The following is a 22,844-nucleotide window of genomic DNA, read 5'->3' as shown; positions in this document are numbered from 1 at the left end:
GACGGTCGAACCGGTCAGCCGACGACGGTCCAGGTGTCGCCGCCGGCGAGCAGCGCGGCCAGGTCGCCCTTGCCGTTCTGTTCGACGGCGGTCTCGAGCTGGTCGGCCATCTGCGTGTCGTAGACGGGGCGTTCCACGGAGCGGAAGACGCCGATCGGGGTGCCCTGGAGGGTGTCGGGATCGGCGAGCCGGGACAGCGCGAACGCGGTGGTGGGGGAGGCGGCGTGGGCGTCGTGGACGAGGACGTCCGCCTCGTTCTCCGGCGTGACCGTGACGACCTCGAGGTCTCCGGTCCGCGCGTCGCGTACGACCCCACGCGCGTTGCCGGGGCCGAAGCGGATCGGCTGCCCGTGCTCCAGCCGGATCACCGCCTCCTCGGCGCTCTGCCTGTCCTTGAGGACGTCGAAGGCGCCGTCGTTGAAGATGTTGCAGTTCTGGTAGAGCTCGATCAGCGCGGTGCCGGGATGGGCGGCGGCCTGGCGCAGTACCTCGGTGAGGTGTTTGCGGTCGGAGTCCACGGTGCGGGCCACGAAGGACGCTTCGGCGCCGATGGCCAGCGACACCGGGTTGAAGGGCGCGTCAAGCGAGCCCATCGGCGTCGACTTGGTGATCTTGCCGACCTCTGAGGTCGGGGAGTACTGGCCCTTGGTCAGGCCGTAGATCCGGTTGTTGAACAGCAGGATCTTGAGGTTGACGTTGCGGCGCAGGGCGTGGATGAGGTGGTTGCCGCCGATGGACAGGGCGTCGCCGTCGCCGGTGACCACCCATACGGACAGGTCCCGGCGTGAGGAGGCGAGTCCCGTCGCGATCGCGGGGGCACGGCCGTGGATGGAGTGCATGCCGTACGTGTTCATGTAGTACGGGAAGCGGGAGGAGCAGCCGATACCCGAGACGAAGACGATGTTCTCCCTGGCCAGGCCCAGCTCCGGCATGAAGCCCTGGACGGCGGCGAGGATCGCGTAGTCTCCGCAGCCAGGGCACCAGCGCACTTCCTGGTCGGACTTGAAGTCCTTCATGGTCTGTCTGGCCACGGCCTTGGGGACAAGGGAGAGCGCCTCGGTCGTGCTCCTGGCTTCCGTGGACGTCTCAGCCATCGATGGCCTCCTTGAGAGCCGTGGCGAGTTGCTCGGCCTTGAACGGCATGCCGTTGACCTGGTTGTAGGAGCGGGCGTCGACCAGGTACTTCGCCCGGATGAGGGTGGCGAGCTGACCGAGGTTCATCTCCGGGACCACCACCTTGTCGTAACGCCGCAGCACCGTGCCCAGATTCCCCGGGAACGGGTTCAGGTGCCGCAGGTGCGCCTGCGCGATCACCTCGCCGGCCGCGCGCAGCCGCCGTACCGCCGCAGTGATCGGCCCGTAGGTCGAGCCCCAGCCCAGGACCAGGGTCCGGGCGTTCTGGGAGGGGTCGTCGACCTCGATGTCCGGGATCTCGATGCCGTCGATCTTGGCCTGCCGGGTGCGGACCATGAAGTCGTGGTTGGCCGGGTCGTAGGAGATGTTGCCCGTGCCGTCCTGTTTCTCGATGCCGCCGATGCGGTGCTCCAGGCCGGGCGTGCCCGGGATGGCCCATGGCCGGGCCAGGGTCCGCGGATCGCGTTTGTAGGGCCAGAACACTTCGGTGCCGTCGTCCAGCGTGTGGTTCGGGCCCTGCGCGAACCGCACCCTGAGGTCGGGCAGCTCGTCCAGTTCCGGGATGCGCCAGGGCTCCGAGCCGTTGGCCAGGTAACCGTCGGACAGGAGGATGACGGGAGTGCGGTAGGTGAGCGCGATCCGGGCCGCTTCCAGGGCCGCCTCGAAGCAGTCGGCCGGGGTGCGCGGGGCGATCACCGGGACCGGCGCCTCGCCGTTGCGGCCGTACATCGCCTGCAGCAGGTCGGCCTGCTCGGTCTTGGTCGGCAGGCCGGTGGACGGGCCGCCGCGCTGGATGTCGACGACCAGCAGCGGCAGCTCCAGGGAGACGGCGAGCCCGATGGTCTCGCTCTTGAGTGCCACACCCGGCCCGGAGGTCGTGGTCACCGCCAGCGAGCCGCCGAAGGCCGCACCCAGTGCCGCACCGATGCCGGCGATCTCGTCCTCGGCCTGGAAGGTCCGCACCCCGAAGTTCTTGTGCCTGGACAGCTCGTGCAGGATGTCCGAGGCCGGGGTGATCGGGTACGACCCCAGGAACAGCGGAAGATCCGCCTGCTGGGAAGCGGTGATCAGGCCGTAGGCCAGGGCCAGGTTCCCGGAGATGTTGCGGTACGTACCCACCGGGAAGGCCTTGGTGGCCGGCGCGACCTCGTAGGAGACCGCGAAGTCCTCCGTCGTCTCACCGAAGTTCCAGCCCGCCCTGAAAGCCACCAGGTTCGCTTTCATCACCTCGGGCTTCTTCGCGAACTTCGACCTCAGGAACGACTCCGTGCCCGCGGTGGGCCGGTGGTACATCCACGACAACAGGCCCAACGCGAACATGTTCTTGCTGCGCTCGGCCTCCTTGCGGGAGAGGTCGAACTCCTTGAGCGCCTCCACGGTCAGCGTGGTCAGCGGCACCGGGTGGACGTTGTAGCCGTCCAGCGAGCCGTCCTCCAGGGGACTGGCGGCGTAGCCGACCTTCTGCATCGCCCGCTTGGTGAACTCGTCCGTGTTGACGATGATCTCCGCACCACGCGGCACATCGCCGATGTTCGCCTTCAGGGCGGCCGGGTTCATCGCCACCAGTACGTTCGGCGCGTCTCCCGGAGTGAGGATGTCGTGGTCGGCGAAGTGCAGCTGGAACGACGAGACACCGGGAAGGGTGCCTGCGGGAGCCCTGATCTCGGCAGGGAAGTTCGGCAGGGTGGACAGGTCGTTGCCGAAGGAGGCCGTCTCCGACGTGAACCGGTCACCGGTGAGCTGCATGCCGTCACCGGAGTCTCCCGCGAACCGGATGATCACCCGGTCCAGGCGGCGTACGTCCTTCGTAACCGCCGGTTTGCACTGTTCTCCTACGACGGCTTCGTCGGCCTGCTCCGCTGGACTGCTGACCTGGCTGGTCACTGAACTGGACCTCCTCGAGGCTGCTGTCTGGGAGCGGCCGTCCCACCGGCCTTCCCAAAATCAACCCTACGTCGGTGAGGGTCGCCTTCCCTCGGCCGTTCGCATGATGGACTTCATGATGAGACGGTCTGATGCCCTGATTCGCCCCGATATGCACAGCCCTCGGTGCTGCTGGTGAAGACGTTCCCTGTTCATCCTTTGGTTCTGGTACTTCAGAGGTAGCTCGAGACGTACCCGAGGGCATCTGCCGCCCGGCGACCGATCCAGTGTCGGCCGATCAGGAGTTGAGGTAGGTGAGCACGGCCAGAACACGCCGATGATCACCGTCACTCGGGGACAGTCCGAGCTTCAGGAAGATGTTGCTGACGTGCTTCTCGACGGCTCCGTCGCTCACCACGAGCTGCCGGGCGACCGCCGAGTTCGTCCGCCCCTCGGCCATGAGTCCTAGGACCTCCCGCTCACGCGGGGTGAGCGCGGCCAGGACGTCCTGCTTGCGGCTGCGGCCGAGCAACTGCGCCACCACTTCCGGGTCCAGCGCGGTGCCGCCCTGGGCCACCCGCACCACGGCGTCCACGAACTCGCGCACATCGGCGACCCGGTCCTTGAGCAGATAGCCGACGCCCCGACTGGAACCGGCCAGCAGCTCGGTGGCGTACCGCTCCTCGACGTACTGCGACAGCACCAGCACACCGAGCCCGGGATGCTCCTTGCGCAGCTTGACCGCGGCCCGCACGCCCTCGTCCGTATGCGTCGGCGGCATCCGTACGTCGGCGACGACGACATCGGGCAGGTCACCGGCGGCGGCCAGCTCGGTGATGGTCTTGACCAGCGCGTCCCCGTCACCGACACCGGCGACGACGTCATGCCCGCGGTCGGTCAGCAGCCGGGTCAGGCCCTCCCTGAGCAGCACTGAATCCTCGGCGATGACCACCCGCACCCTGTCCTCCACGATCTTCGGCCCCCCACAGCCCACTTCTTTCCCACACCGGCGTGGAACCCAGGCCGGCCGCCGCCCGTGCGACAGCCCCCAGCATCCCAGCATTCCGGCCGGCGCGCGCCCCGCCCCCGGGGAAGCCGTGCCACGACAGGGAGCGGCAGGGGGCGGTGACGTCGAGAGGGAAGAAGGTCACGGTGCCGGTGCTACCAGGGCCTGTCCCGGGTGCCGGGGCCGGGGCCGCACCCGGAGCTGGGGCAGGTAGCTTCGTCCCTCACGCCCGCCACGGCAGTTCCGCGGTGATCCGGGTGGGCCCCCCGACCGGCGAATCCACCACCAGAACCCCGTCCACCGCGTCGAGCCGCCCGGCCAGCCCCGCCAGGCCCGACCCGTTGGAGGCGTCCGCACCGCCCACCCCGTCATCCGCCACCTGGAGCAACAACCGGTTCTCCACCCGCCACACATCCACCGTCGCGCGCGACGCCCGTGCATGCTTGCTGACGTTCTGCAGCAGCTCCGACACCGTGAAGTACGCGATTCCCTCGATCGCGGGCGCCGGCCGCGCCGACAGGTCCACCTCCACCTGGACCGGCACGGTGCACCGCGAGGCGACCGCCGACAGCGCCGCGTCCAGACCCCGGTCCGTCAGCACGGCGGGATGGATTCCCCGCGCCAGATCCCGCAGTTCCTGCAGCGCCGTCTTCACCTCGCCGTGCGCCTCGTCCACCATCCGCGCCGCCGCCTGCGGATCCTCCGCCAGCTTCTCCTTGGCCAGCCCCAGATCCATGGCCAGGTTCACCAGCCGGGCCTGCGCCCCGTCGTGCAGATCCCGCTCGATGCGCCGCAGGTCGGCCGCCGCCGTGTCGACCACGACCCCCCGGTCCGACTCCAGCTCCACCACCCGCGTCGCCAGCCGCGACGGCCCGAGCAGCCCGTACACCAGCAGCCGGTCCACTGTCGTCAGTCCCCTGATGATCCACGGCGTGGCCAGCGTGATCAAAAGCCCCACCAGCGCGGTCACCGAGATCTCGAACGGGTTGTCGAGGTAGACCTGGTGGTTCCCGTCGCCGTACAGCTGGATCCCGCCCTGGCCGCCGAACAGCGGGAACACCCAGAACCACAGCGGATAGGTCAGCAGCGTCCACCCGCACGTCCAGAAGACGGTCCCCACGACGAACGAGAACACCGCCCACGGGAACTGCACCACCATGTACAGCATCTGCCGCCACGACGTCCCGCTCTTGAGGATCGCCCCCATCCACGCCATCGCCCCGGCCCTCTTGACCCGCAGCGGCTCCGGAGCGGCCACGTCGAGCCCCAGCAGCGCCCGTGCCCGGGCCCGCTCCAGCGCCCCGAAGCCACGGCAGCCCGCGAGCGTCGCCGCGAGTACGGGGATCCCCAGGAACGTCACCAGCAGCCCGGCTCCCAGGGAGAACATGGTGATGCTGTACACGAACGTCGTGATCCCGATCGGCAGGCCGAGCAGCACATAGCAGAGCTCGCCCCAGGTGCGCTTCTCGACCGGCGCCCGCAGCACGGCCGGAAGCCGGTGCGACCGCTCCCGGGCGCCCTGGGATCCAGGGCCGTCCCACTCTCCGTATCCCTGCCCGTACTGCGTGGCCATCGGCGTCGTCCGTTCTCCTCGTCTTCCGCCAGGCCCTGGTCGGCCTGCGCGGCCCGTCTGCGGGGCTCCAGCAATACTCTGCTGGCCGTGCGCCCGCCCGGCCATGGAGCGGGTCGGCGTCTTGGACCGGGGGTTTTCCCCACCCCCGCACGTCCGGCGCACCCACGGGACAGATCCCGCGTACGCCGAAGCGGCCGCACGACCCGCGTGCGACCGCTCCCCGCGGCCCCCACAGCCGCCGCGCGCCCTACCGCTGTGGCGCCTCGTCCTCCCGGTCCCGCCAGGGCAGCTCCGCCGTGACGGTCGTCGGGCCGCCCACCGGCGAGTCGATGACGAACAGGCCGTCGACCGCGCCCAGCCGCTCGGCGAGTCCCGCCATACCGGTGCCGCCGTCGAGGCGGGCGCCGCCGCGACCGTCGTCGCGCACCTCGATGAGCAGCCTTTCCCCGGACCGCCACACGTCGATGGAGGCGGAACTGGCCCCGCTGTGCTTGCTGATGTTCTGCAGCAGCTCGGAGACCGTGAAGTAGGAGATGCCCTCGATCGCGGCGGCAGGTCGTGCGGCGAGGTCGACGCTCACCTGCACCGGCACGGTGCAGCGCGACGCGACCGAGGACAGCGCGGCGTCCAGGCCGCGGTCGGTGAGGACCGCCGGATGGATTCCACGTGCGAGGTCCCGCAGCTCCTGCAGCGCCAGCTTCACCTCGCCGTGCGCCTCGTCGACCATGGCCGCCGCGGCGTCGGGGTCCTCCAGCAGCTTCTCCTTGGCCAGGCCGAGCCCCATCGCCAGGTTCACCAGCCGGGCCTGCGCACCGTCGTGCAGATCGCGCTCGATGCGCCGCAGATCGGCCGCCGCCGTGTCCACGACCACGCCGCGGTCGAACTCCAGCTCCCGGATGCGCCGCTCCAGCTCGTCGGAGGGGGACAGCAGCCCCCGCACCATGGCCCGGTCCACGTTCGTCAGTCCACGCGCGAGGAACGGCAGGATTGGCCACAGGACGAACAACGACACCATCATCACCGTGAAGGTCAGGATCCCCCACGGAAGCCGGATGAAGTCATAGAGGCACGTCCGCCAGGCCACCGGGTCCTTCAGCGCCATCCACAGCCGCGGGAGCATCCCGCCGCCGCCCTTGCGCAACGGCAGCGGGCTCGGCTCCTGCACCCGCACCCCGAGCAGCGCCCTGGCCCGCGCCCGCTCCAGCTTGCCCAGCTGCCGCGAGCCCAGCAGTCCCAAGGCCAGCGCCGGAAAGCCGATCACGGTCACCGTCAGCCCGGCACCCACGGACAGCACTGTCACCACGTAGACGAACCCGGCCAGCGCCATCGGTAGATTCGCGAGAAGATGCGCGATCTCCCGCCACGTGCGCTTGTCCAGGGCGAAGCGCGGGGGCGGCGGACGGTCGTCGTCCAGGGTGCCAGGGCTCGTGATGCGTTCGGTCATATCTGCCGGCCTCGTTCGGTCATGTCCGTAAGCCTGCCGTGCGTCGGGCCGCGGTGCCATGAGGTGGACCGCCGAGGTTCACTGGGGGAAACCCCACCCCCGTGTGACGGGCTGCTTACCCTTTCTTTAGCAGGGCCTAGACTCCCGTGCGTACAGGTCGTCGGAGACGACGTACACCAGGGTCACGAGGTCAGGGAGCGAGGAGCTGACGTGCCGGATCTGACCGCCGTCGCTGTCATGGCGGAGACCGGGAGCGCGAGGACCGCCCAGAACGCCGGGACCGTCGTCGCGGCGGGCTACTTCCACTCCTACTCCGTCGTCGGGCTGCTCGCCGTGGTCGGCGTGCTCTTCGTCGCCGTCGCCTTCGGCGCGAGCCGTCTGCTGCGCCCCGTCGTGCCCACCCCCGAGAAACTCCTCACGTACGAGTGCGGGGTCGACCCCGTCGGCGAGGGCTGGGCCCATACCCAGGTCCGCTACTACGTCTACGCGTTCCTGTACGTGATCTTCGCTGTCGACTCGATCTTCCTCTTCCCGTGGGCGACGGTCTTCGCCGACCCCCGTTACGGCGCGACCACGCTCGTGGAGATGTTCGTCTTCCTCGGCTTCCTGGCCGTGGGACTGCTGTACGCATACAAGAAGGGCGTCCTGTCATGGACGTGAACCCCTCGACTCCCATGACCTCCCCGGATTCCGAGGCTCGCGAGCCGGTGCTCGTGCCGGAACCGAAGAGGCTGGGGACGCTCGCACGCCTCGCCCCCGAGCCGATGAAAGTGGTCCTGAACTGGGGCCGCCGCTACTCGCTGTGGGTCTTCAACTTCGGTCTCGCCTGCTGCGCGATCGAGTTCATCGCCGCGTCGATGGCCCGCCACGACTTCATCCGTCTCGGAGTGATCCCGTTCGCGCCCGGCCCGCGCCAGGCCGACCTGATGGTCGTCTCAGGCACCGTCACCGACAAGATGGCCCCGGCCGTCAAACGCCTGTACGAGCAGATGCCCGAGCCGAAGTACGTGATCTCCTTCGGCGCGTGCTCGAACTGCGGTGGCCCGTACTGGGACTCGTACTCCGTCACGAAGGGCGTCGACCAGATCATCCCGGTGGACGTGTACGTTCCCGGCTGCCCGCCGCGCCCCGAGGCGCTCCTCCAGGGCATCCTCAAGCTCCAGGAGAAGATCGCGCGCGAGTCGCTGGGCAAGCGGTACGGGGAGTCGCGGCCGTCGGCCGCCGCCCTGCAGAGCGGTCTGGTCCGGCCGCCCTCCGAGGCCTCGGAGCCCGGGGCGGCCCCCGAGGCGGGCTCGGCCGCTGGGGAGGGGCGATGACCGCCGTCGGCTGGCTGCCCGCACCCGCCGAGGACCTCTTCGGCCCTCAGGCCACAGCCGAGGAGTCGTACGGCGTCCTGACGGTCGACGTACCGGCGACGGGCTGGACCGAGGCGCTGCGCGTCGCGCGCGACGAACTGGGCTGCACGTACTTCGACTGGCTGAGCGCCGTCGACGAGCCGGGCACGGGTCTGTGTGTCTCCGCCCATGTCGTGGCCCTCGCCCCGGTCCGCCGTCTGCTCGTCCGCACGACCGTCCCGCACGAGGCACCCGTCCTGCCCTCCGCCGTGGGGGTCTACGCGGGTGCCGCCTGGCATGAACGCGAGACCCACGAGATGTTCGGCGTGACCTTCGAGGGCCACCCGGGGCTGGACCACCTGCTCCTGCCCGAGGGCTTCGAGGGCCACCCCTTGCGCAAGGACTTCGTCCTGGCCGCCCGGGTCGCCAAGGCCTGGCCCGGCGCGAAGGAACCGGGCGAGTCCGACCACGGCGGCCCCAAGCGCCGGCAGATGCTGCCGCCGGGCGTCCCCGACCCGAACGAGTGGGGCCCCCTCAAGGGTCAGCTTCCCCCGGCTCCCGCCCGCCCGGCCCGAGCCGCGGGCCGCGCGGCGGGCGATCGTCAGGTACGCCGCACCCGCACGGCCGCGGAGGGCTCGGCGAGCCAGGCGCCAGCCGGCACCGAGAGCACGGCGACGCCTGTTACGCCGCGCCGTGCGCGGAGTGCGTCGGAGGGTTCGGCAACGCAACGCGGTGCGGACGCCGGCGCGCCGCCGGAGGCTTCTCGTGCGGCGGGTCCGGCGGGTCCGCGGCGTGCGCGGAGTGCGTCGGAGGGTTCGGCATCGCAGCGTGCGGGCGGCACGCAGTCGGCGGCTGCTCCCGCGGCTCCGGCCGGTCCGCGTCGTGCGCGCAGCGCCTCCCAGGGCTCCGCCTCGCAACGCGCGGACGCTTCGGCACCCCAGAGCGCGCCCCCCGAGCCCCCCGTCGCGCCGCGCGGTTCGGACGCCCCCTGGCACCATGCCCGCCCGGCCTTCGACGAGCCCGAGCCGGAACCCACCCCCGAACCGTCGCCCGAGGCGGAGGCGGACGGCGAGGACCAGGCGGCTACCGAGCCCGGCGCGGCCGACCGCGACGCCCGCCCCCCGAACTCCGACTCGACCCCCACCCCCGACGATCCTTCCGGAGGCACGCAGTGAACGGCGCTCTCGACGTCGCCGTGCGACTCCTCGCCGTGTTCGTCGTCTTCCTCACCTTCCCTCTGATCATCGGCCAGACCGAACACAAGGTCATGGCGCATATGCAGGGCCGCCTCGGTCCGATGTACGCCGGTGGCTTCCACGGCTGGGCCCAGCTCATCGCCGACGGCGTCAAGTTCGCGCAGAAGGAGGACATCGTCCCGGCGGGCGCGGACCGTCGCATCTTCCAGCTGGCCCCCGCCGTCGCCCTTCTCCCGTACCTGCTCGTCCTCCTCGCCATCCCGATCGGCCCGAGCGAGGGCGCCGTCGGCCAGGCCGTCGACGCGGGCATCTTCTTCGTCCTGGCCGTGATGGGCGTCGGTGTCCTCGGCTCGCTCATGGCCGGCTGGGCCTCCGCCAACAAGTTCTCCCTTCTCGGCGGCCTGCGCACCGCCGCCCAGCTCCTCGCGTACGAACTCCCCATGCTGCTCGCCGCCGCCTCGGTGGCGATGGCGGCCGGCACCGTCTCGCTGCCCGGCATCGTCAACGCCTTTCACTGGTGGTGGCTGCCCTGGCAGATCGTCGGCGCGATCGTCTTCTTCGTCGCCGGCCTCGCCGAACTGCAGCGCCCACCCTTCGACATGCCCGTCGCCGACTCAGAGATCATCTTCGGCGCCTACACCGAGTACACCGGCCTTCGCTTCGCCCTGTTCCTGCTCGCCGAGTACGCCGGAATCGTCGTCCTGTGCGGTCTGACCACGGTCCTCTTCCTGGGTGGCTGGCACGGCCCGTGGGGTACCGACGGCCTGGGCTGGCTGTGGACACTCCTGAAGGCCGCGATCCTCGCCTTCGTCGTCATCTGGCTGCGCGTGACCTACCCCCGCCTGCGCGAGGACCAGCTCCAGAAACTCTCCTGGACCGTCCTCATTCCCCTCGCCCTCGCTCAGATCGCCCTCACCGGCATCGTCAAGGTGGTGATCTCCTGATGTCCCGCCCGTCGCCCGACCACCGCCCCTCGACCACGCCCTCCGGGCGGCCCCGCCTGTCGATTCCCGGCTCCGGCCTCGCCAAGGGCCTGGCCGTCACCCTCCGCACAATGACGAAGAAGTCCGTCACCGAGCAGTACCCGGACGCCCAGCCCGCGCTCCCGCCGCGCAGCCGCGGCGTGATCGGCCTCTTCGAGGAGAACTGCACGGTCTGCATGCTGTGCGCCCGTGAGTGCCCGGACTGGTGCATCTACATCGACTCCCACAAGGAGACGGTCCCGCCCGCCGCCCCTGGCGGACGCGAGCGCAGCCGCAACGTCCTCGACCGCTTCGCCATCGACTTCTCCCTCTGCATGTACTGCGGCATCTGCATCGAGGTCTGCCCCTTCGACGCCCTGTTCTGGTCCCCGGAGTTCGAGTACGCCGAGACCGACATCCGCGACCTCACCCACGAGCGGGACAAGCTCCGAGAGTGGATGTGGACGGTGCCCGCCCCACCCGCCCTGGACGCCGGCGCGGAGGAACCCAAGGAGATCGCCGCCGCCCGCAAGGCCGCCGAGAAGCTCGCCGCGGCCCGGACCCAACCGACCGAGCCCGCCGATCCACAGGAAGGAGAGTCGTGACTCCCGCCTCCGCCGCGCTGACCACGGCCGCCGCCGGCACACACGGCTTCCTCTCCCCGACCGGCGTCGAGATCGCCTTCCTCCTCGTCGGTGTCGTCACCTTCGGCGCCGCGCTCGTCACCGTCACCACCAGGCAACTGGTGCACGCCGCTCTGTGGCTCGTGGGGACCCTCGGCGGCCTCGCGGTGGAGTACCTCCTGCTGACCGCCGAGTTCATCGCCTGGGTGCAGGTCCTCATCTACGTCGGTTCCGTCGTCGTCCTCCTCCTGTTCGGTCTGATGCTCACCAAGGCCCCCATCGGCCGCTCCCCGGACGCCGACTCCGGCAACCGCTGGGCCGCCCTCACCGTCGCCGTCGCCGCCGCGGTCGCCCTGGTCTGGGTGGTCGTCGACGCCTTCCGGACGACCTGGATGGACCTTGGCGGTCCCGCGTCCGGCTCCACCAAGGTCACCGGCGCGAGCCTGTTCCAGTACTGGGTTCTCCCCTTCGAGGCCCTCTCCGTCCTCCTCCTCACCGCCCTGGTCGGCGCGATCGTCCTTTCCCGCAAGGCGAAGGCGGACGCGATGACCAGCGCGACGAGCACCCCGGCCGACACGGTCAGCCGGAGCGAGAAGGAAGGCGTCCGCTGATGCATCTCGCCTATCCCGCCGCGCTCTCCGCCCTGCTCTTCTGCACGGGCCTGTACGGCGTCCTCGCCCGCCGCAACGCGATCCTCGTCCTGATGTCGGTCGAGCTCATGCTCAACGCCGTCAACCTCAACCTCGTCGCCTTCGACGTCTGGCTGAGCAGGACCGCCCGCGAGACCCTGCACTCCGGTCAGGCACTGGCTCTGTTCACCATTGCCATCGCTGCCGCCGAGATCGGCATCGGCTTGGCCATCGTCCTCGCCGTCTACCGCAACCGCGGCACCGCGGACATCGACAGGCTCCGTGACACCGCCGAGGGCCACGAAGGCGACACCCCTGCGGCTGAGAAGGCTGAGGCCACCGCGTGACCACGACCACCCTCGCCGTCCTCGTCCCCCTCCTTCCCTTCCTCGGCGCCGCGGCCGGCCTGCTGCTCGGCCGCACTGCCCCGGGCCTCGTCCGCCCGCTCGCCGTCCTCCCGACCCTCACCTCACTCGTGCTGGCGGTGCTGGTAGCCGCACGGCAGGGCAGTGGTCGGGCCGTCGACTCGGCCACCGAGCTGACACCCACCGGCTCGGTCCCCATCGAGCTCGCCCTGCACGTCGACGGCTTCGCCGCCCTCGTCGCCATCCTGGTCGGCGTCGTCGCCTCCTGCGTGCAGATCTACTCGACGGGCTATCTGCGCGGCGACCCGCGCTACCCCTCGTACGCTGCTCTCGTCTCCCTGTTCACCTCCGCGATGCTCCTGGTCGTCTACTCGGGCGACCTGATCGTGCTGCTGGTCGGCTGGGAAGTCATGGGCATCTGCTCCTACTTCCTGGTCGGCCACTACTGGGAGACCCCCGAGGCCCGCGCCGCCTCCATCAAGGCCTTCCTGGTCACCAAGCTCGGCGACGTCCCCTTCCTCATCGGCCTGTTCGCGCTCGCCACCGACGCGGGCTCCTTCCGCATCACGACGGTCCTCGGCACCGTCGTGACCGGCGGCCTGCACCATCCGACCCTGGTCGCCCTGCTGCTCCTGGGCGGCGTGGCCGGCAAGTCGGCGCAGTTCCCGCTGCACACCTGGCTCCCCGACGCGATGGCGGGCCCCACTCCCGTCTCCGCGCTGATCCACGCGGCGACGATGGTCGCCGCAGGTGTCTACTTCGTCGCCCGTCTCCTCCCGGTCTTCGAGGCCTCCTCGGCCGCGATGGTGGTTCTCGCCGTCATGGCCGCCGTGACGATGGCGGGCTCGGCGATCGCCGCGCTCGCCCAGGACGACATCAAGCGTGTCCTCGCCTATTCGACGATCGGCCAGCTCGGCTACATGACCGGTGCCCTCGCCGTCGGCGACCGCGGTGCCGCCGTCTTCCACCTCCTGTCCCACGGCGCCTTCAAGGCGCTGCTCTTCCTCGCCGCAGGCGTGATCATCCACGCCGCCGGCACGAACTCCCTGGCCGCCATGTCCCGCATGAAGGACCTGCGCGCCCGCGTCCCCGACGCCTACTGGACGATGACCGTGGCGCTCCTCGCGCTCGCCGCGATTCCACCGTTCGCCGGCTTCTTCTCGAAGGAGTCCGTCCTCGCCGCCGCCGAGCACGTCGCCACCGGCCACACCGAGCACGCTCCCGGCGCCGCGGGCTGGATCGTCCTCGTCGTCGGTCTTGTCACGGCCCTGCTCACCGCCGCGTACGCGACCCGTCTGTGGCTGCTCACGTTCCGCGGCCACGGCGCAGAGGCCCCCGACCACGGCAGGCAGCCGCTCGTCATGAACGCCGTGCTGTGGGTGCTCGCCGTACCGTCGCTCGCGTTCGGGCTCACCTATCGCGTCCTGCCCGACTGGTTCGGCGGAAGCGGCCTGACGCCGACGCTCGCCACCTCCGTCCTCGGCACGGGCTTCGCCCTGGTCGGCGGACTCGTGACGTACGGCGCCTGGCAGCGCACCACCACGCTCGCGGCCCGCGTCCCCCTCGGTGCGGTGGCGGCCCACCCCGAGGCGGACGCCGGCCTGGTCGAGGCCGAGGCCATCGCGAGCCACGCGCCCGCGTACGGCGATGTGGCCTTCACACCCGACCCGGCGGACCCGGGCCGCCTCCTGCTCGGCCCGTTGCACCGCCACGCGGCCGTCGGCTTCCACCTCGACGCCGTGTACGACACGCTCTTCGTCCGCCCGATCAGGGCCGGAGCAAGCCTCGTCCGGTTCCTGGACCGCGAGGTCGTCGAGACCTACGTACGCGCCGCGAGCGCCCTACCCCGCCTGCTCGGCGCCGCCGTACGGCGCGCCCAGACCGGCAATGTGCAGACCTATGTGAGCGCGCTGCTCGCCGGCACCGTCGTCCTGGCGGTGGCCGCCCTCCTCGTCGCCACGGGAGCGTGAGCAGGCGTGATCGATATCAGCGAGTCCGTGATGCAGTTCCTTCTGGCATTCATTGTCGTCGTGCCGCTCATCGGCGCGCTCGCCGCCCTCCTGCCGGCCCCGCCCGGACTGAAGGGGAAGTCGCCCGAGCAGGCCGTGCTGCGGCACGGCGTGACGGTCACCGGCGCCGTGCTCATGGCGGCGATCGCCCTCGCGCTCGGCTTCGACCACGACCACCCGTCGACCATGCAGGCCACGACCGACATCAGCTGGATCCCCGCGCTCGACGTGCGGATCCACCTGGGCATCGACGGCATCTCCCTCCCCCTTCTGCTCCTGACCGCGCTGCTGACCTTCCTCTGCGCGCTCTACTCGTACTTCAAGCTGCCTGCGGGCCCGTCCCCGAAGGCCTTCGTCGCCCTGCTGCTCGTCCTCGAGTCCGGCACTCTCGCGACCTTCACCGTTCTCGACCTGCTGCTGTTCTTCCTCGCGTTCGAGATGGTCCTCATCCCGATGTACTTCCTCATCGCCCGCTGGGGCGGTGCGGGCAGGGCCGGGGCCGCCTGGAGGTTCATCCTCTTCACGCTGCTCGGCTCTGTCGTCATGCTGCTCGGCCTGCTCCTGATCGGAATCGAGGCGGGCACGTTCGACATGGTGGCACTCGCCACTGACAACGGCCACTCGCTCACCGCATCTGTGCAGGTCATCGCCGTTTTGGCGATCGGAATCGGACTCGCGGTCAAGGCGCCGATGTGGCCGTTGCACAGCTGGCTGCCCGACGCCCATACCTCCGCGCCGACCGTCGGCTCGGTCCTGCTGGCCGGGGTCCTGCTGAAGATGGGTACGTACGGGTTCGTCCGTATCATCCTGCCGGTCGCGCCCCACGGCTTCCACACCTTCGCGCCGTACCTCGCGGCCTTCGCCGTCGTCGGGATCATCTACGGGTCCCTCGCCTGCCTCGCCCTCGCCAAACGAGGTGCCAAGGGTGACCTCAAGCGGCTGATCGCCTACTCCTCCGTCGGTCACATGGGTTTCGTGCTCCTCGGCATCGCGACGACGACCCCGACCGGCGTCAACGGCGCCCTGTTCGCCAATGTCGCCCACGGACTCATCACCGGCCTCCTCTTCTTCCTGGTCGGCGCGCTGAAGGACCGCACCGGCACCACCGACCTCGACAGCCTGTCCGAGAAGACCGGCGCCGCACTCTACGGCCGGGCCCCCCGCCTCGGCGGCCTGCTCGCCTTCGGCGCCGTCGCCTCGCTCGGCCTGCCCGGACTCGCCGGGTTCTGGGGTGAGATGCTCGCGCTGTTCGGCGCGTTCAGGCCCGCCGCCGACCTCAGCCGCCCGGCCTTCCTCACGTTCATGGCGATCGCCGCCTTCGGCACCCTGCTCACCGCCGCCTACATGCTCGTCGTGGTCCGCCGTGTCTGCATGGGCGCCGTTCCGCAGGACGCCCCGAGACTCGCCGACGTCCACATATACGAATTCGCGGCCTGGACGCCGCTCGTCGTCCTCACCGTCGCCGCAGGCCTGTGGCCGAAGGCCCTCCTCGGACTGACCGACCCGGCCGTGCAGCAGCTCCTGGCAGGAGGCACCCGATGAGCTCCCTCGTCCAGTCCGTCGACTGGCTGGCGATCGCGCCGCCCACCATCGCGGCGGTCGCCGGACTTGTCGTCCTCGTCGCCGACCTCTTCCTCGGCGAGTCGCGGAAAGCCCACCTGGGCTGGATCTCCATCGCCGGACTCGCCGCCGCGGTGCTCATGCTGCTGCCCCTCCTGGACGGCGACCGCGCCACGTTCTGCCTGCGGGGAGACCCGCACGTCTGCAGCTACACGGCAGACCGTTTCACCCTCGTCATCCAGTTCCTCGTCCTGGCCGGCGCCCTCCTCACCGCCCTGCTGTCGGTCACCGCCCTCAAGGACGCCAAGAAGGAGATCCCGGCAGGGGAGTTCTGGTTCCTGCTGCTCTCCAGCGCGGCCGGCGCCGCCCTGCTGCCCGCCTCCCGTGACCTGGCGACCCTCGTCGTCGCCCTGGAGGTCGCCTCCCTGCCCGCGTTCGCCCTCGTCGGCATCCGGTACGGCGACAAGAGATCCTCCGAAGCCGCCCTGAAGTTCTTCCTGTCCTCCGTCACGGCGACCGCCGTGAGCCTCATGGGCATCAGCTTCGTGTACGCCACCACCGGCACCCTGTACCTCACCCGGATCGCGGACCGGATCCAGCACGTGGACGGCCAGCTCCACACGCTCGCCCAGACAGGTGTCGTCCTCACCCTCGTGGGCTTCGCCTTCAAGACGGCAGCGGTCCCGTTCCACTTCTGGGTACCCGACACCTACGTGGGAGCGCCCCTGCCGGTCGCCGCCTACCTGTCGGTCGTCGGCAAGGCGGTCGGCTTCTCCGGCCTGATCCTCGTCACGGTCGTCGCCCTACCGTCGTACTCCGACGTCTGGGGCCCGGCACTCGCCGCGCTGGCCGCCCTCACCATGACCGTCGGCAACGTCGGCGCACTCCGGCAGCAGGCCACGCGCGCGTACAGCGCGGTACGCCTGCTCGCCTGGTCCTCCGTCGGCCAGGCCGGCTACCTGCTGGTGCCGATCGCCGCGGCCGCCTACTCCACGGACGCCCAGAAGTCGATCGGCTCCACCGTGGCGTACGCCCTGATGTACGGGGCCGTGAACCTCGGAGCCTTCGCCGTGGCCGCCCTCGTGGGCCGCACGAGGGCCCACAACCGCATCACCGACTACCGCGGCCTGTACGCGGCCAGCCCCCTGGCCGCCCTGCTCCTGGCCTTCTTCCTGCTCTGTCTGGCGGGCCTCCCACCGGGCGTCATCGGCCTCTTCGCGAAGGTCACCGTCTTCTCCGCGGCCGTCGACGCCGGCCTCGGGTGGCTCGCCGTCGTCATGGCCGTGAACGTAGTGATCGCGCTCTTCTACTACCTCCAGTGGACAGCCCTGCTCTTCCGCGCTCCGGAGGGCGAGCCCGCGAGGCACCGCGCCCCCGCCCCACTCACGGCCGCCATCGCGCTGACCGCCGTCCTGGGCATCGCTCTCTCCGGGGCGCCCCAGCTGGTGCTCCGCTTCTCGGCCACCGGCCTCTTCTGACCGACGCCCTCACGCGCGCGGCCACACTCAACAGCGCACACGCGCGCGTGGGGAGGCCGCCGCATGACCCGGACAGCCCACGGGCTCCGGCCCGCGCACAAGGGAACTTGCGCTCTCCGCCTGGCGTTGACCAGTACGGGAGGGTCCACTGAGAAGTGGAGTCAACAGCATCCGCAGACAAAGGGTTCCCCTGCCGCACCATTTGGAGGGCGTACCGTGCACCGCCGGCACAACGGGCTCAGGACCGCAGTACTCCTCGGGGGACTGTCCGCACTCATCATCGTCATCGGCAGCTTCTTCGGGCGTACGGGCCTGGTCGTCGCGGTCCTCATCGCGATCGGCACGAACGCCTACGCCTACTGGAACAGCGACAAGCTCGCACTACGCGCGATGCGCGCGCGCCCGGTCAGCGAGTTCGAGGCACCCGCGCTGTACCGGATGGTCCGCGAGCTCTCCAACCAGGCCCGGCAACCCATGCCTCGCCTGTACATCTCGCCGACAGAGGCGCCGAACGCGTTCGCGACCGGCCGCAACCCGCGCAACGCGGCCGTGTGCTGCACCGAAGGCATCCTCCGCATCCTCGACGAGCGCGAGTTGCGCGGAGTCATCGGGCACGAGCTGAGCCATGTCTACAACCGCGACATCCTGATCTCGTCGGTCGCCGGCGCCCTCGCCTCGGTGATCATGTTCCTGGTGAACTTCGCCTGGCTGATCCCGGTCGGCCGCTCGGACGACGACGAGGGCCCCGGCCTCCTCGGCATGCTGTTGATCATGATCCTTGGCCCGCTCGCCGCGACCGTCATCCAGCTCGCCATCAGCCGGTCCAGGGAATACGAGGCGGATGCCTCCGGCGCCCGGCTGACCGGCGACCCCCTCGCGCTGGCGAGCGCCCTGCGCAAGCTGGAGATGGGCACCAGTCAGCTCCCGCTGCCCCCTGAGCCGCGCATCGAGACGGCGAGCCACATGATGATTGCGAACCCCTTCCGTCCGGGCCAGGGACTCTCCAAGATGTTCTCTACGCACCCGCCGATGGCGGAACGCATCGCCCGACTCGAGCAGATGGCAGGTCGCCACCGGTGAAGACGATCCTGAACGTGATTTGGCTGGTCCTGAGCGGCTTCTGGCTGTTCCTGGGCTATTTGTTGGCCGGAGTGCTGCTCTGCATCACGATCATCGGCATCCCGTTCGGCATTGCCGCGTTCCGCATCGGCGTCTACGCGCTGTGGCCCTTCGGCTATACGACGGTCGAGCGTCGTGGCGCCGGCGCGCCGTCCTGCATCGGCAACGTGCTGTGGCTGGTCCTTGCGGGCTGGTGGCTGGCCATCGCACACATCGTCACGGGCATCGCCCTGTGCGTCACGATCATCGGCATTCCTTTCGGCATCGCCAACTTCAAGCTCATCCCGGTCTCACTGCTTCCCCTGGGACGCGAAATCGTTCCCACGGACCAGCCGTTCGCAACACGCTGATGAGCTGATGAGTGGGTCGGCGGCTCGGGATCGCGGTGGCGCATCCCGAGCCGCCGAGCGCTCTCAGGACTTGGCGCGATTACTCCGGCCACGGCCCTGACTTCGTGGTGGTCAGCCCGTCCGAACCACGCGTCGACGTCCGCCGTGTGCGAGGCCTCCGAGGGTTGTCCACAGGCCGCCCGATTGTCAGCGGCGCCCTGCATCATGAACTCATGACCGAAATCGAGCAGTTGCTGGACAGGGTGGTGGAGCAGGCCCACAACACTCGCCCGTGGGGCTGGCCTTCACTCCCGGAGCCCGTGGACAACGCGGTGCTCGCCCGCGCCGAGGCGGCTCTGGGCTTCTCCCTGCCACCGCTGCTCGCCGCGCTGTACCTGCGCATAGGAGACGGCGGATTCGGTCCGGAGTACGGCTTGCTGCCCCTGCTCGAGAGCCCACCGGCCGGCGAGCCGGCCGCCGTCTCCCAGTACCTCGCGAACCGCGAGAGCGCCCGCACGGACCCCGCCCGGCCCTGGCCCGAGGGCGTGCTGCCGATATCCCACTGGGGCTGCGGAATGTACGCGTGCGTGGACTGTCGCACCCCGCGCGGCACGGTCCTGCTCTACGAGCCGAACGTCGACGAGGGCGACACCTCCTGGTACCTGGACGCCCCCGGTCTCGCGGAGTGGCTCCAGACCTGGCTCGACGGCACAGGCTGGTACGAGGAGGCCAACGACGGTACGGACCTGCCGCCGTGGCCGGACTTCCCGATACGCACGGGTACCACGCAGGCGCCGTAGGGGGTACCTTCGCGCGGCGGCTGTGCGGGAAGAGATGACGCGCCGGGCCCGACGACGGCGTCCCCGACCCCTGGCGTCCGGCACGACCCTCGCATCACCGGCCGCTGCTCCTCGGGCTTCGTCATGGGACCGCCCTACTGTTCTCCCGCAACCGGTGGCTGTCGCCAAGGCGTCCTTCCTGATGACGGCACAGCCGTACGAGGCGCAGGTCGAGCGCGATCGGCGGCATCGAGCGGCTGCGCCGACGCATGAACAGAGCCTGGCCTGAGCAGGAGCACAGCGCAGGCAAAGCACGGAGAGGCAGGTCCAAGGCATGGGCATTGTCAGCTGGATCATTCTGGGGCTGTTGGCAGGCGCCATCGCCAAGTTCCTGCTGCCGGGCAAGGACCCCGGCGGCTTCATCGGTACGACCCTCATCGGCGTCGCGGGTGCCTTCATAGGCGGCTGGATCTCCGCACGCTGGCTGCATCACCCGATCACCAAGCAGTTCTACGACGGCGCGACTTGGGCGGCCGCGATCGGCGGCTCGCTCGTGCTGCTGATCATCTATCGCGTCCTGTTCGGTGACTCACGTCGCTGAACAGCCCCCTGAAGCCGCAGTCGGCAGCAGAGAAGGGTGGTCTCCCCACACTCGGGGCGACCACCCTTCCTCGTACAGTCAGCGGACCATCGAAGGGTCTACCGGTAGTTCACAAACTGCAGTGCGAAGTCGAAGTCCTTGCCCTTCAGGAGGGCGATCACGGCCTGGAGGTCGTCGCGGCTCTTCGATGTGACGCGCAGTTCGTCGCCCTGCACCTGAGCCTTGATGCCCTTCGGGCCCTCATCGCGGATGATCTTCGCCACCTTCTTGGCGTTCTCCTGGGAGATGCCCTCCTCGATCGAGGCGAAGATCTTGTATTCCTTGCCGGAGAGTTGCGGCTCACCGGCGTCCAGCGACTTCAGGGAGATCCCGCGCTTGATCAGCTTCGACTGGAAGACGTCGAGGATGGCCGTCACACGGTCCTCGGAGTTGGCCTGCATCAGGATCTTGTCGCCGGACCAGGCGATCGAGGCGCCGACGTTCTTGAAGTCGTAGCGCTGTGAGATCTCCTTGGCGGCCTGGTTGAGGGCGTTGTCGACCTCCTGCCGCTCGACCTTCGAGACGATGTCGAAACTGGAGTCGGCCATGTCCTGTGGCTCCTTGTATCGGGATGGATCGGAGTGCGTATCGGCGTGCGGGGGCGCGGTCGCCTGGCCCGGCGTGGATCCGGACCGCATCCGCATAAGCCTAGCCATCCCTCCCCGTCCAGGGCGCTGATCTATCGGGTGGCGAAGCACCCCTGTGCATCAGGTATTGTTTACGTCGTTGCCAGGGAGCACCGCCGAAAAGCGGTCTCCACAGCAGCAAATTTGGCGGTGTGCCCGAGCGGCCAAAGGGAGCAGACTGTAAATCTGCCGGCTCAGCCTTCCCAGGTTCGAATCCTGGCGCCGCCACAAGACCGAAAGGGTCTGTGACCAGCAGCAATGCTGATCGCAGACCCTTTCGGCGTTCTGGACTGCAGTGACAGGATCGGTGTTATGGGCACCGAGACGGACTGGGTGTACCGGGTGTTCGAGCCGCATGGCTCGGAGGGATGGCGCCCCTACGGCAACGACCCCGAACGGTGGCGGGGCACGATCACCGTCGACGATTCGAGCGAGGGCCCCCAGTACGCACTTTCCCTCGTGGTCGCCGACCTGATGACCGAGTGGAAGGTACGCGGCCTGCACCGGGCGAAGCACGTGCGGGTCTACCTCTGGCGCGACGAGGAGGGCGACCAGGAGGACGCCGATGTCATCGTGGAGGTTCGGCCGAGCATCCACGCCGAGTTACCGGCGAACCACGGGATCCGCGCACCGGCGGGACACCGGCCCGGGGCGAGCGATAGATGGATCAAGCGCGAAGCAGCGCGGGCAGACCTGGGGATTCAGGGCAATGTCACCAGTGAGAAGCACCCTGAGCGTGATCTCCTGGTCCCGCCCGTGCGCGAGCCGTCCGCCGAAGACTGATGCCTTGGGCCAAGTCACTCCCTGCGAACGCTCCCGAGGCGCGCGGGAGGCCCAGACCTCGGTCACCACCCACGGCACTCTGGGGTTGACCACTGTCCTGGGCTGACTCCGCAGGTTCTACGTCGTGTCGAGCGCGGCGATGACGGTCATCCGTCCGACCCGTCGGGCCGGCAGGACGGCGGCTGCGAGTCCGGTGAGCACGGTGAGTCCCAGCGCTGCCAGTACCAGCGGTATGGGTGGGCCGCCGATTGTTCCCACTGTGGAGGTGACCGATCGGGCGGCTGCCCAGCCGTAGCCGATGCCCAGGGAGGTGCCGATCAGTGCGGCGGCGAGGGAAAGCAGTAGTGCTTCCAGGGTGAGCATGCGGCGCAGTTGCCGGCGGGACATTCCGATCGCGCGCAGCATGCCGATCTCGCGGACGCGTTCGCTGACGCTGAGCATCAGAGTGGCGGCGACGCCAAGTCCGGCGATGGCGACCGAGAAGCCGAGCAGTGCCATGGTGATCAGCATCATCTGGTCCAGCAGCGATCGCAGGCTCTGCGCCTGTGCCGCGGTGTCGGTGACGCGGACGTGGGGGTAGTCGGTCAGTGCTCGGTCCATGGCCCGGCGGGCAGCGAGGTGGTCGGTGCCTGGGGCGGGGCTGATCCAGGCCGTGGTGACGGCCGCGCCGGGGGCGAGCCGGTCCAGGGTCGCCGGTGTCACCAGCAGGAAGGCTCCGCTCTGGAGTGTGAAGGGCAGGCTGCTGCGCCCCGGCTCGATCCGCAGGGTGGTGCCGGACCGTCCTGCCGTCCCCGCGACCCGGTGCACGTCGGCGTTGTCGAGGCCGCTGAGCGCGGTGCCGTCGGCCAGCGTGCGTGCCCGGCCGATGTCGTCGGTGTGGGCGCCCAGCCGGGCCGGGTCGGCGGCGGCCACCAGGGTGCCGTGGCCATCGATCTCCACGGTGGCCGAGCGGACCGGCGTGACGACGAGACCTTGCTGTGCACTGAGCGCGGCGAGTGCCTTGACAGGCAGCGGGCCGCTGGTGGCGGCTGCCGAGAAGGCTCCCGGCTGGCGCGCGGAGAACCTCGCAGATCCTCCAGGCCGGCCGCGCCCTCGTGATCGAAGGCAAGGCGGAGCCGGTTGCGGATCCGGTGGTGCTGGAGGAGGTGATCACGGCGTACGAAGCGAAATACGGGCCGCACATCACCTCGTCCGAGGGCACCTTCCACGGGATCGGGGACGCGTTCCGGAACGGGGACGCGGTGGTGTTCGCGGTGGCCCCGGCCACGGCGTACGGCTTCGGCCGGGACAACGGGGTCTACACCCATACGCGATGGGCTTTCTGAGCAGCGACGCACTCGCGCGGCTGTGCCCACAGCCGTCAACAGGCGTTTCTGGGTGAGGTGCAGGGTC

Annotated in this window: 22 protein-coding genes, 1 tRNA gene and 1 pseudogene; 17 read left to right on the top strand and 7 right to left on the bottom strand. The window is 69.8% G+C overall.

The window, feature by feature from the left end; translation table 11 throughout:
* Positions 1–14: 14 nt before the first annotated feature.
* From ACWDEX_RS11005 to ACWDEX_RS10985, 5 genes are all read right to left on the bottom strand, one after another.
* Positions 15–1,094: a 2-oxoacid:ferredoxin oxidoreductase subunit beta gene (locus ACWDEX_RS11005; protein WP_450462949.1), complete on the bottom strand. Its 1,080-nt coding sequence runs from the start codon at positions 1,092–1,094 to the stop codon at positions 15–17.
* Positions 1,087–3,018, bottom strand: a complete 1,932-nt coding sequence (locus tag ACWDEX_RS11000; protein WP_450462948.1) for a 2-oxoacid:acceptor oxidoreductase subunit alpha — start codon at positions 3,016–3,018, stop codon at positions 1,087–1,089. Before ACWDEX_RS11000 ends, ACWDEX_RS11005 begins: the two co-directional genes overlap by 8 nt.
* 277 nt (positions 3,019–3,295) lie before the next feature.
* Positions 3,296–3,955, bottom strand: a complete 660-nt coding sequence (locus tag ACWDEX_RS10995) for a LuxR C-terminal-related transcriptional regulator (protein WP_450463088.1) — start codon at positions 3,953–3,955, stop codon at positions 3,296–3,298.
* Between the two features lie 271 nt (positions 3,956–4,226).
* Positions 4,227–5,576, bottom strand: coding sequence for a sensor histidine kinase (locus ACWDEX_RS10990; RefSeq protein WP_450462947.1), 1,350 nt, complete (start codon positions 5,574–5,576; stop codon positions 4,227–4,229).
* A gap of 247 nt (positions 5,577–5,823) precedes the next feature.
* Positions 5,824–7,020 (bottom strand): sensor histidine kinase, encoded by a 1,197-nt coding sequence (locus ACWDEX_RS10985; protein ID WP_450462946.1) that lies wholly within the window; start codon positions 7,018–7,020, stop codon positions 5,824–5,826.
* A 237-nt stretch (positions 7,021–7,257) separates the two neighbouring features.
* On the opposite strand from ACWDEX_RS10985, the gene ACWDEX_RS10980 reads away from it, so the two are divergent.
* The 14 genes from ACWDEX_RS10980 (at position 7,258) to ACWDEX_RS10915 (ending at position 20,004) form a co-directional block, all read left to right on the top strand.
* Positions 7,258–7,680 (top strand): NADH-quinone oxidoreductase subunit A, encoded by a 423-nt coding sequence (locus tag ACWDEX_RS10980; RefSeq protein ID WP_450463087.1) that lies wholly within the window; start codon positions 7,258–7,260, stop codon positions 7,678–7,680.
* Positions 7,671–8,336, top strand: coding sequence for an NADH-quinone oxidoreductase subunit B (locus tag ACWDEX_RS10975; protein ID WP_450462945.1), 666 nt, complete (start codon positions 7,671–7,673; stop codon positions 8,334–8,336). The genes ACWDEX_RS10980 and ACWDEX_RS10975 overlap by 10 nt, the downstream gene beginning before the upstream one ends.
* The gene (locus ACWDEX_RS10970) at positions 8,333–9,529 is read left to right on the top strand and encodes an NADH-quinone oxidoreductase subunit C (RefSeq protein WP_450462944.1); all 1,197 of its coding nucleotides are present in this window, start codon (positions 8,333–8,335) and stop codon (positions 9,527–9,529) included. The genes ACWDEX_RS10975 and ACWDEX_RS10970 overlap by 4 nt, the downstream gene beginning before the upstream one ends.
* Complete coding sequence (locus tag ACWDEX_RS10965; RefSeq protein WP_450462943.1) at positions 9,526–10,494, top strand: complex I subunit 1/NuoH family protein; 969 nt, start codon at positions 9,526–9,528, stop codon at positions 10,492–10,494. Before ACWDEX_RS10970 ends, ACWDEX_RS10965 begins: the two co-directional genes overlap by 4 nt.
* A gap of 110 nt (positions 10,495–10,604) precedes the next feature.
* Positions 10,605–11,117 carry a 4Fe-4S binding protein gene (locus tag ACWDEX_RS10960; RefSeq protein WP_450463086.1) on the top strand — a complete coding sequence of 171 codons (513 nt, stop codon included), beginning with the start codon at positions 10,605–10,607 and terminating at the stop codon, positions 11,115–11,117.
* The gene (locus ACWDEX_RS10955; RefSeq protein WP_450462942.1) at positions 11,114–11,746 is read left to right on the top strand and encodes an NADH-quinone oxidoreductase subunit J family protein; all 633 of its coding nucleotides are present in this window, start codon (positions 11,114–11,116) and stop codon (positions 11,744–11,746) included. Before ACWDEX_RS10960 ends, ACWDEX_RS10955 begins: the two co-directional genes overlap by 4 nt.
* A complete protein-coding gene (gene nuoK, locus ACWDEX_RS10950; RefSeq protein WP_450462941.1) occupies positions 11,746–12,111 on the top strand; it encodes an NADH-quinone oxidoreductase subunit NuoK in 366 nt (121 codons plus the stop codon). Before ACWDEX_RS10955 ends, nuoK begins: the two co-directional genes overlap by 1 nt.
* A complete protein-coding gene (locus ACWDEX_RS10945) occupies positions 12,108–14,099 on the top strand; it encodes an NADH-quinone oxidoreductase subunit 5 family protein (protein WP_450462940.1) in 1,992 nt (663 codons plus the stop codon). Before nuoK ends, ACWDEX_RS10945 begins: the two co-directional genes overlap by 4 nt.
* A 6-nt stretch (positions 14,100–14,105) precedes the next feature.
* Positions 14,106–15,680 (top strand): complex I subunit 4 family protein, encoded by a 1,575-nt coding sequence (locus ACWDEX_RS10940; protein WP_450462939.1) that lies wholly within the window; start codon positions 14,106–14,108, stop codon positions 15,678–15,680.
* Positions 15,677–17,176, top strand: a complete 1,500-nt coding sequence (locus ACWDEX_RS10935) for an NADH-quinone oxidoreductase subunit N (protein WP_450462938.1) — start codon at positions 15,677–15,679, stop codon at positions 17,174–17,176. The genes ACWDEX_RS10940 and ACWDEX_RS10935 overlap by 4 nt, the downstream gene beginning before the upstream one ends.
* Positions 17,177–17,392: 216 nt before the next feature.
* Positions 17,393–18,256: a zinc metalloprotease HtpX gene (gene htpX, locus ACWDEX_RS10930; RefSeq protein ID WP_450462937.1), complete on the top strand. Its 864-nt coding sequence runs from the start codon at positions 17,393–17,395 to the stop codon at positions 18,254–18,256.
* A complete protein-coding gene (locus tag ACWDEX_RS10925) occupies positions 18,253–18,645 on the top strand; it encodes a YccF domain-containing protein (protein WP_450462936.1) in 393 nt (130 codons plus the stop codon). Before htpX ends, ACWDEX_RS10925 begins: the two co-directional genes overlap by 4 nt.
* Positions 18,646–18,857: 212 nt before the next feature.
* Complete coding sequence (locus ACWDEX_RS10920; RefSeq protein ID WP_450462935.1) at positions 18,858–19,424, top strand: SMI1/KNR4 family protein; 567 nt, start codon at positions 18,858–18,860, stop codon at positions 19,422–19,424.
* Between the two features lie 313 nt (positions 19,425–19,737).
* Positions 19,738–20,004, top strand: coding sequence for a GlsB/YeaQ/YmgE family stress response membrane protein (locus tag ACWDEX_RS10915; protein WP_450462934.1), 267 nt, complete (start codon positions 19,738–19,740; stop codon positions 20,002–20,004).
* 98 nt (positions 20,005–20,102) lie between these two features.
* Here ACWDEX_RS10915 and ACWDEX_RS10910 read toward each other — a convergent pair whose 3' ends face one another.
* On the bottom strand, positions 20,103–20,591 hold the full coding sequence (locus tag ACWDEX_RS10910; protein WP_450462933.1) for a YajQ family cyclic di-GMP-binding protein: 489 nt from the start codon (positions 20,589–20,591) through the stop codon (positions 20,103–20,105).
* Between the two features lie 224 nt (positions 20,592–20,815).
* Between ACWDEX_RS10910 and ACWDEX_RS10905 the strand changes: the two genes are divergently transcribed.
* Positions 20,816–20,897: transfer RNA gene (locus ACWDEX_RS10905), tRNA-Tyr, on the top strand.
* A gap of 84 nt (positions 20,898–20,981) precedes the next feature.
* Entirely contained in the window at positions 20,982–21,452 is a 471-nt protein-coding gene (locus ACWDEX_RS10900) for a hypothetical protein (RefSeq protein ID WP_450462932.1), read from the top strand.
* Positions 21,453–21,569: 117 nt separating this feature from the next.
* Here ACWDEX_RS10900 and ACWDEX_RS10895 read toward each other — a convergent pair whose 3' ends face one another.
* Positions 21,570–22,391, bottom strand: a complete 822-nt coding sequence (locus tag ACWDEX_RS10895) for an FtsX-like permease family protein (protein WP_450462931.1) — start codon at positions 22,389–22,391, stop codon at positions 21,570–21,572.
* Positions 22,392–22,525: 134 nt separating this feature from the next.
* On the opposite strand from ACWDEX_RS10895, the pseudogene ACWDEX_RS10890 reads away from it, so the two are divergent.
* Positions 22,526–22,777 (top strand): annotated as a pseudogene (locus ACWDEX_RS10890) (pyridoxamine 5'-phosphate oxidase family protein); the annotation flags it as partial.
* Between the last annotated feature and the right edge of the window lie 67 nt (positions 22,778–22,844).

Source organism: Streptomyces sp. NPDC001020 (assembly GCF_053599115.1).
Note: the sequence above shows the minus strand (reverse complement) of the source record. Positions and strands in the feature narration are given on the sequence as shown.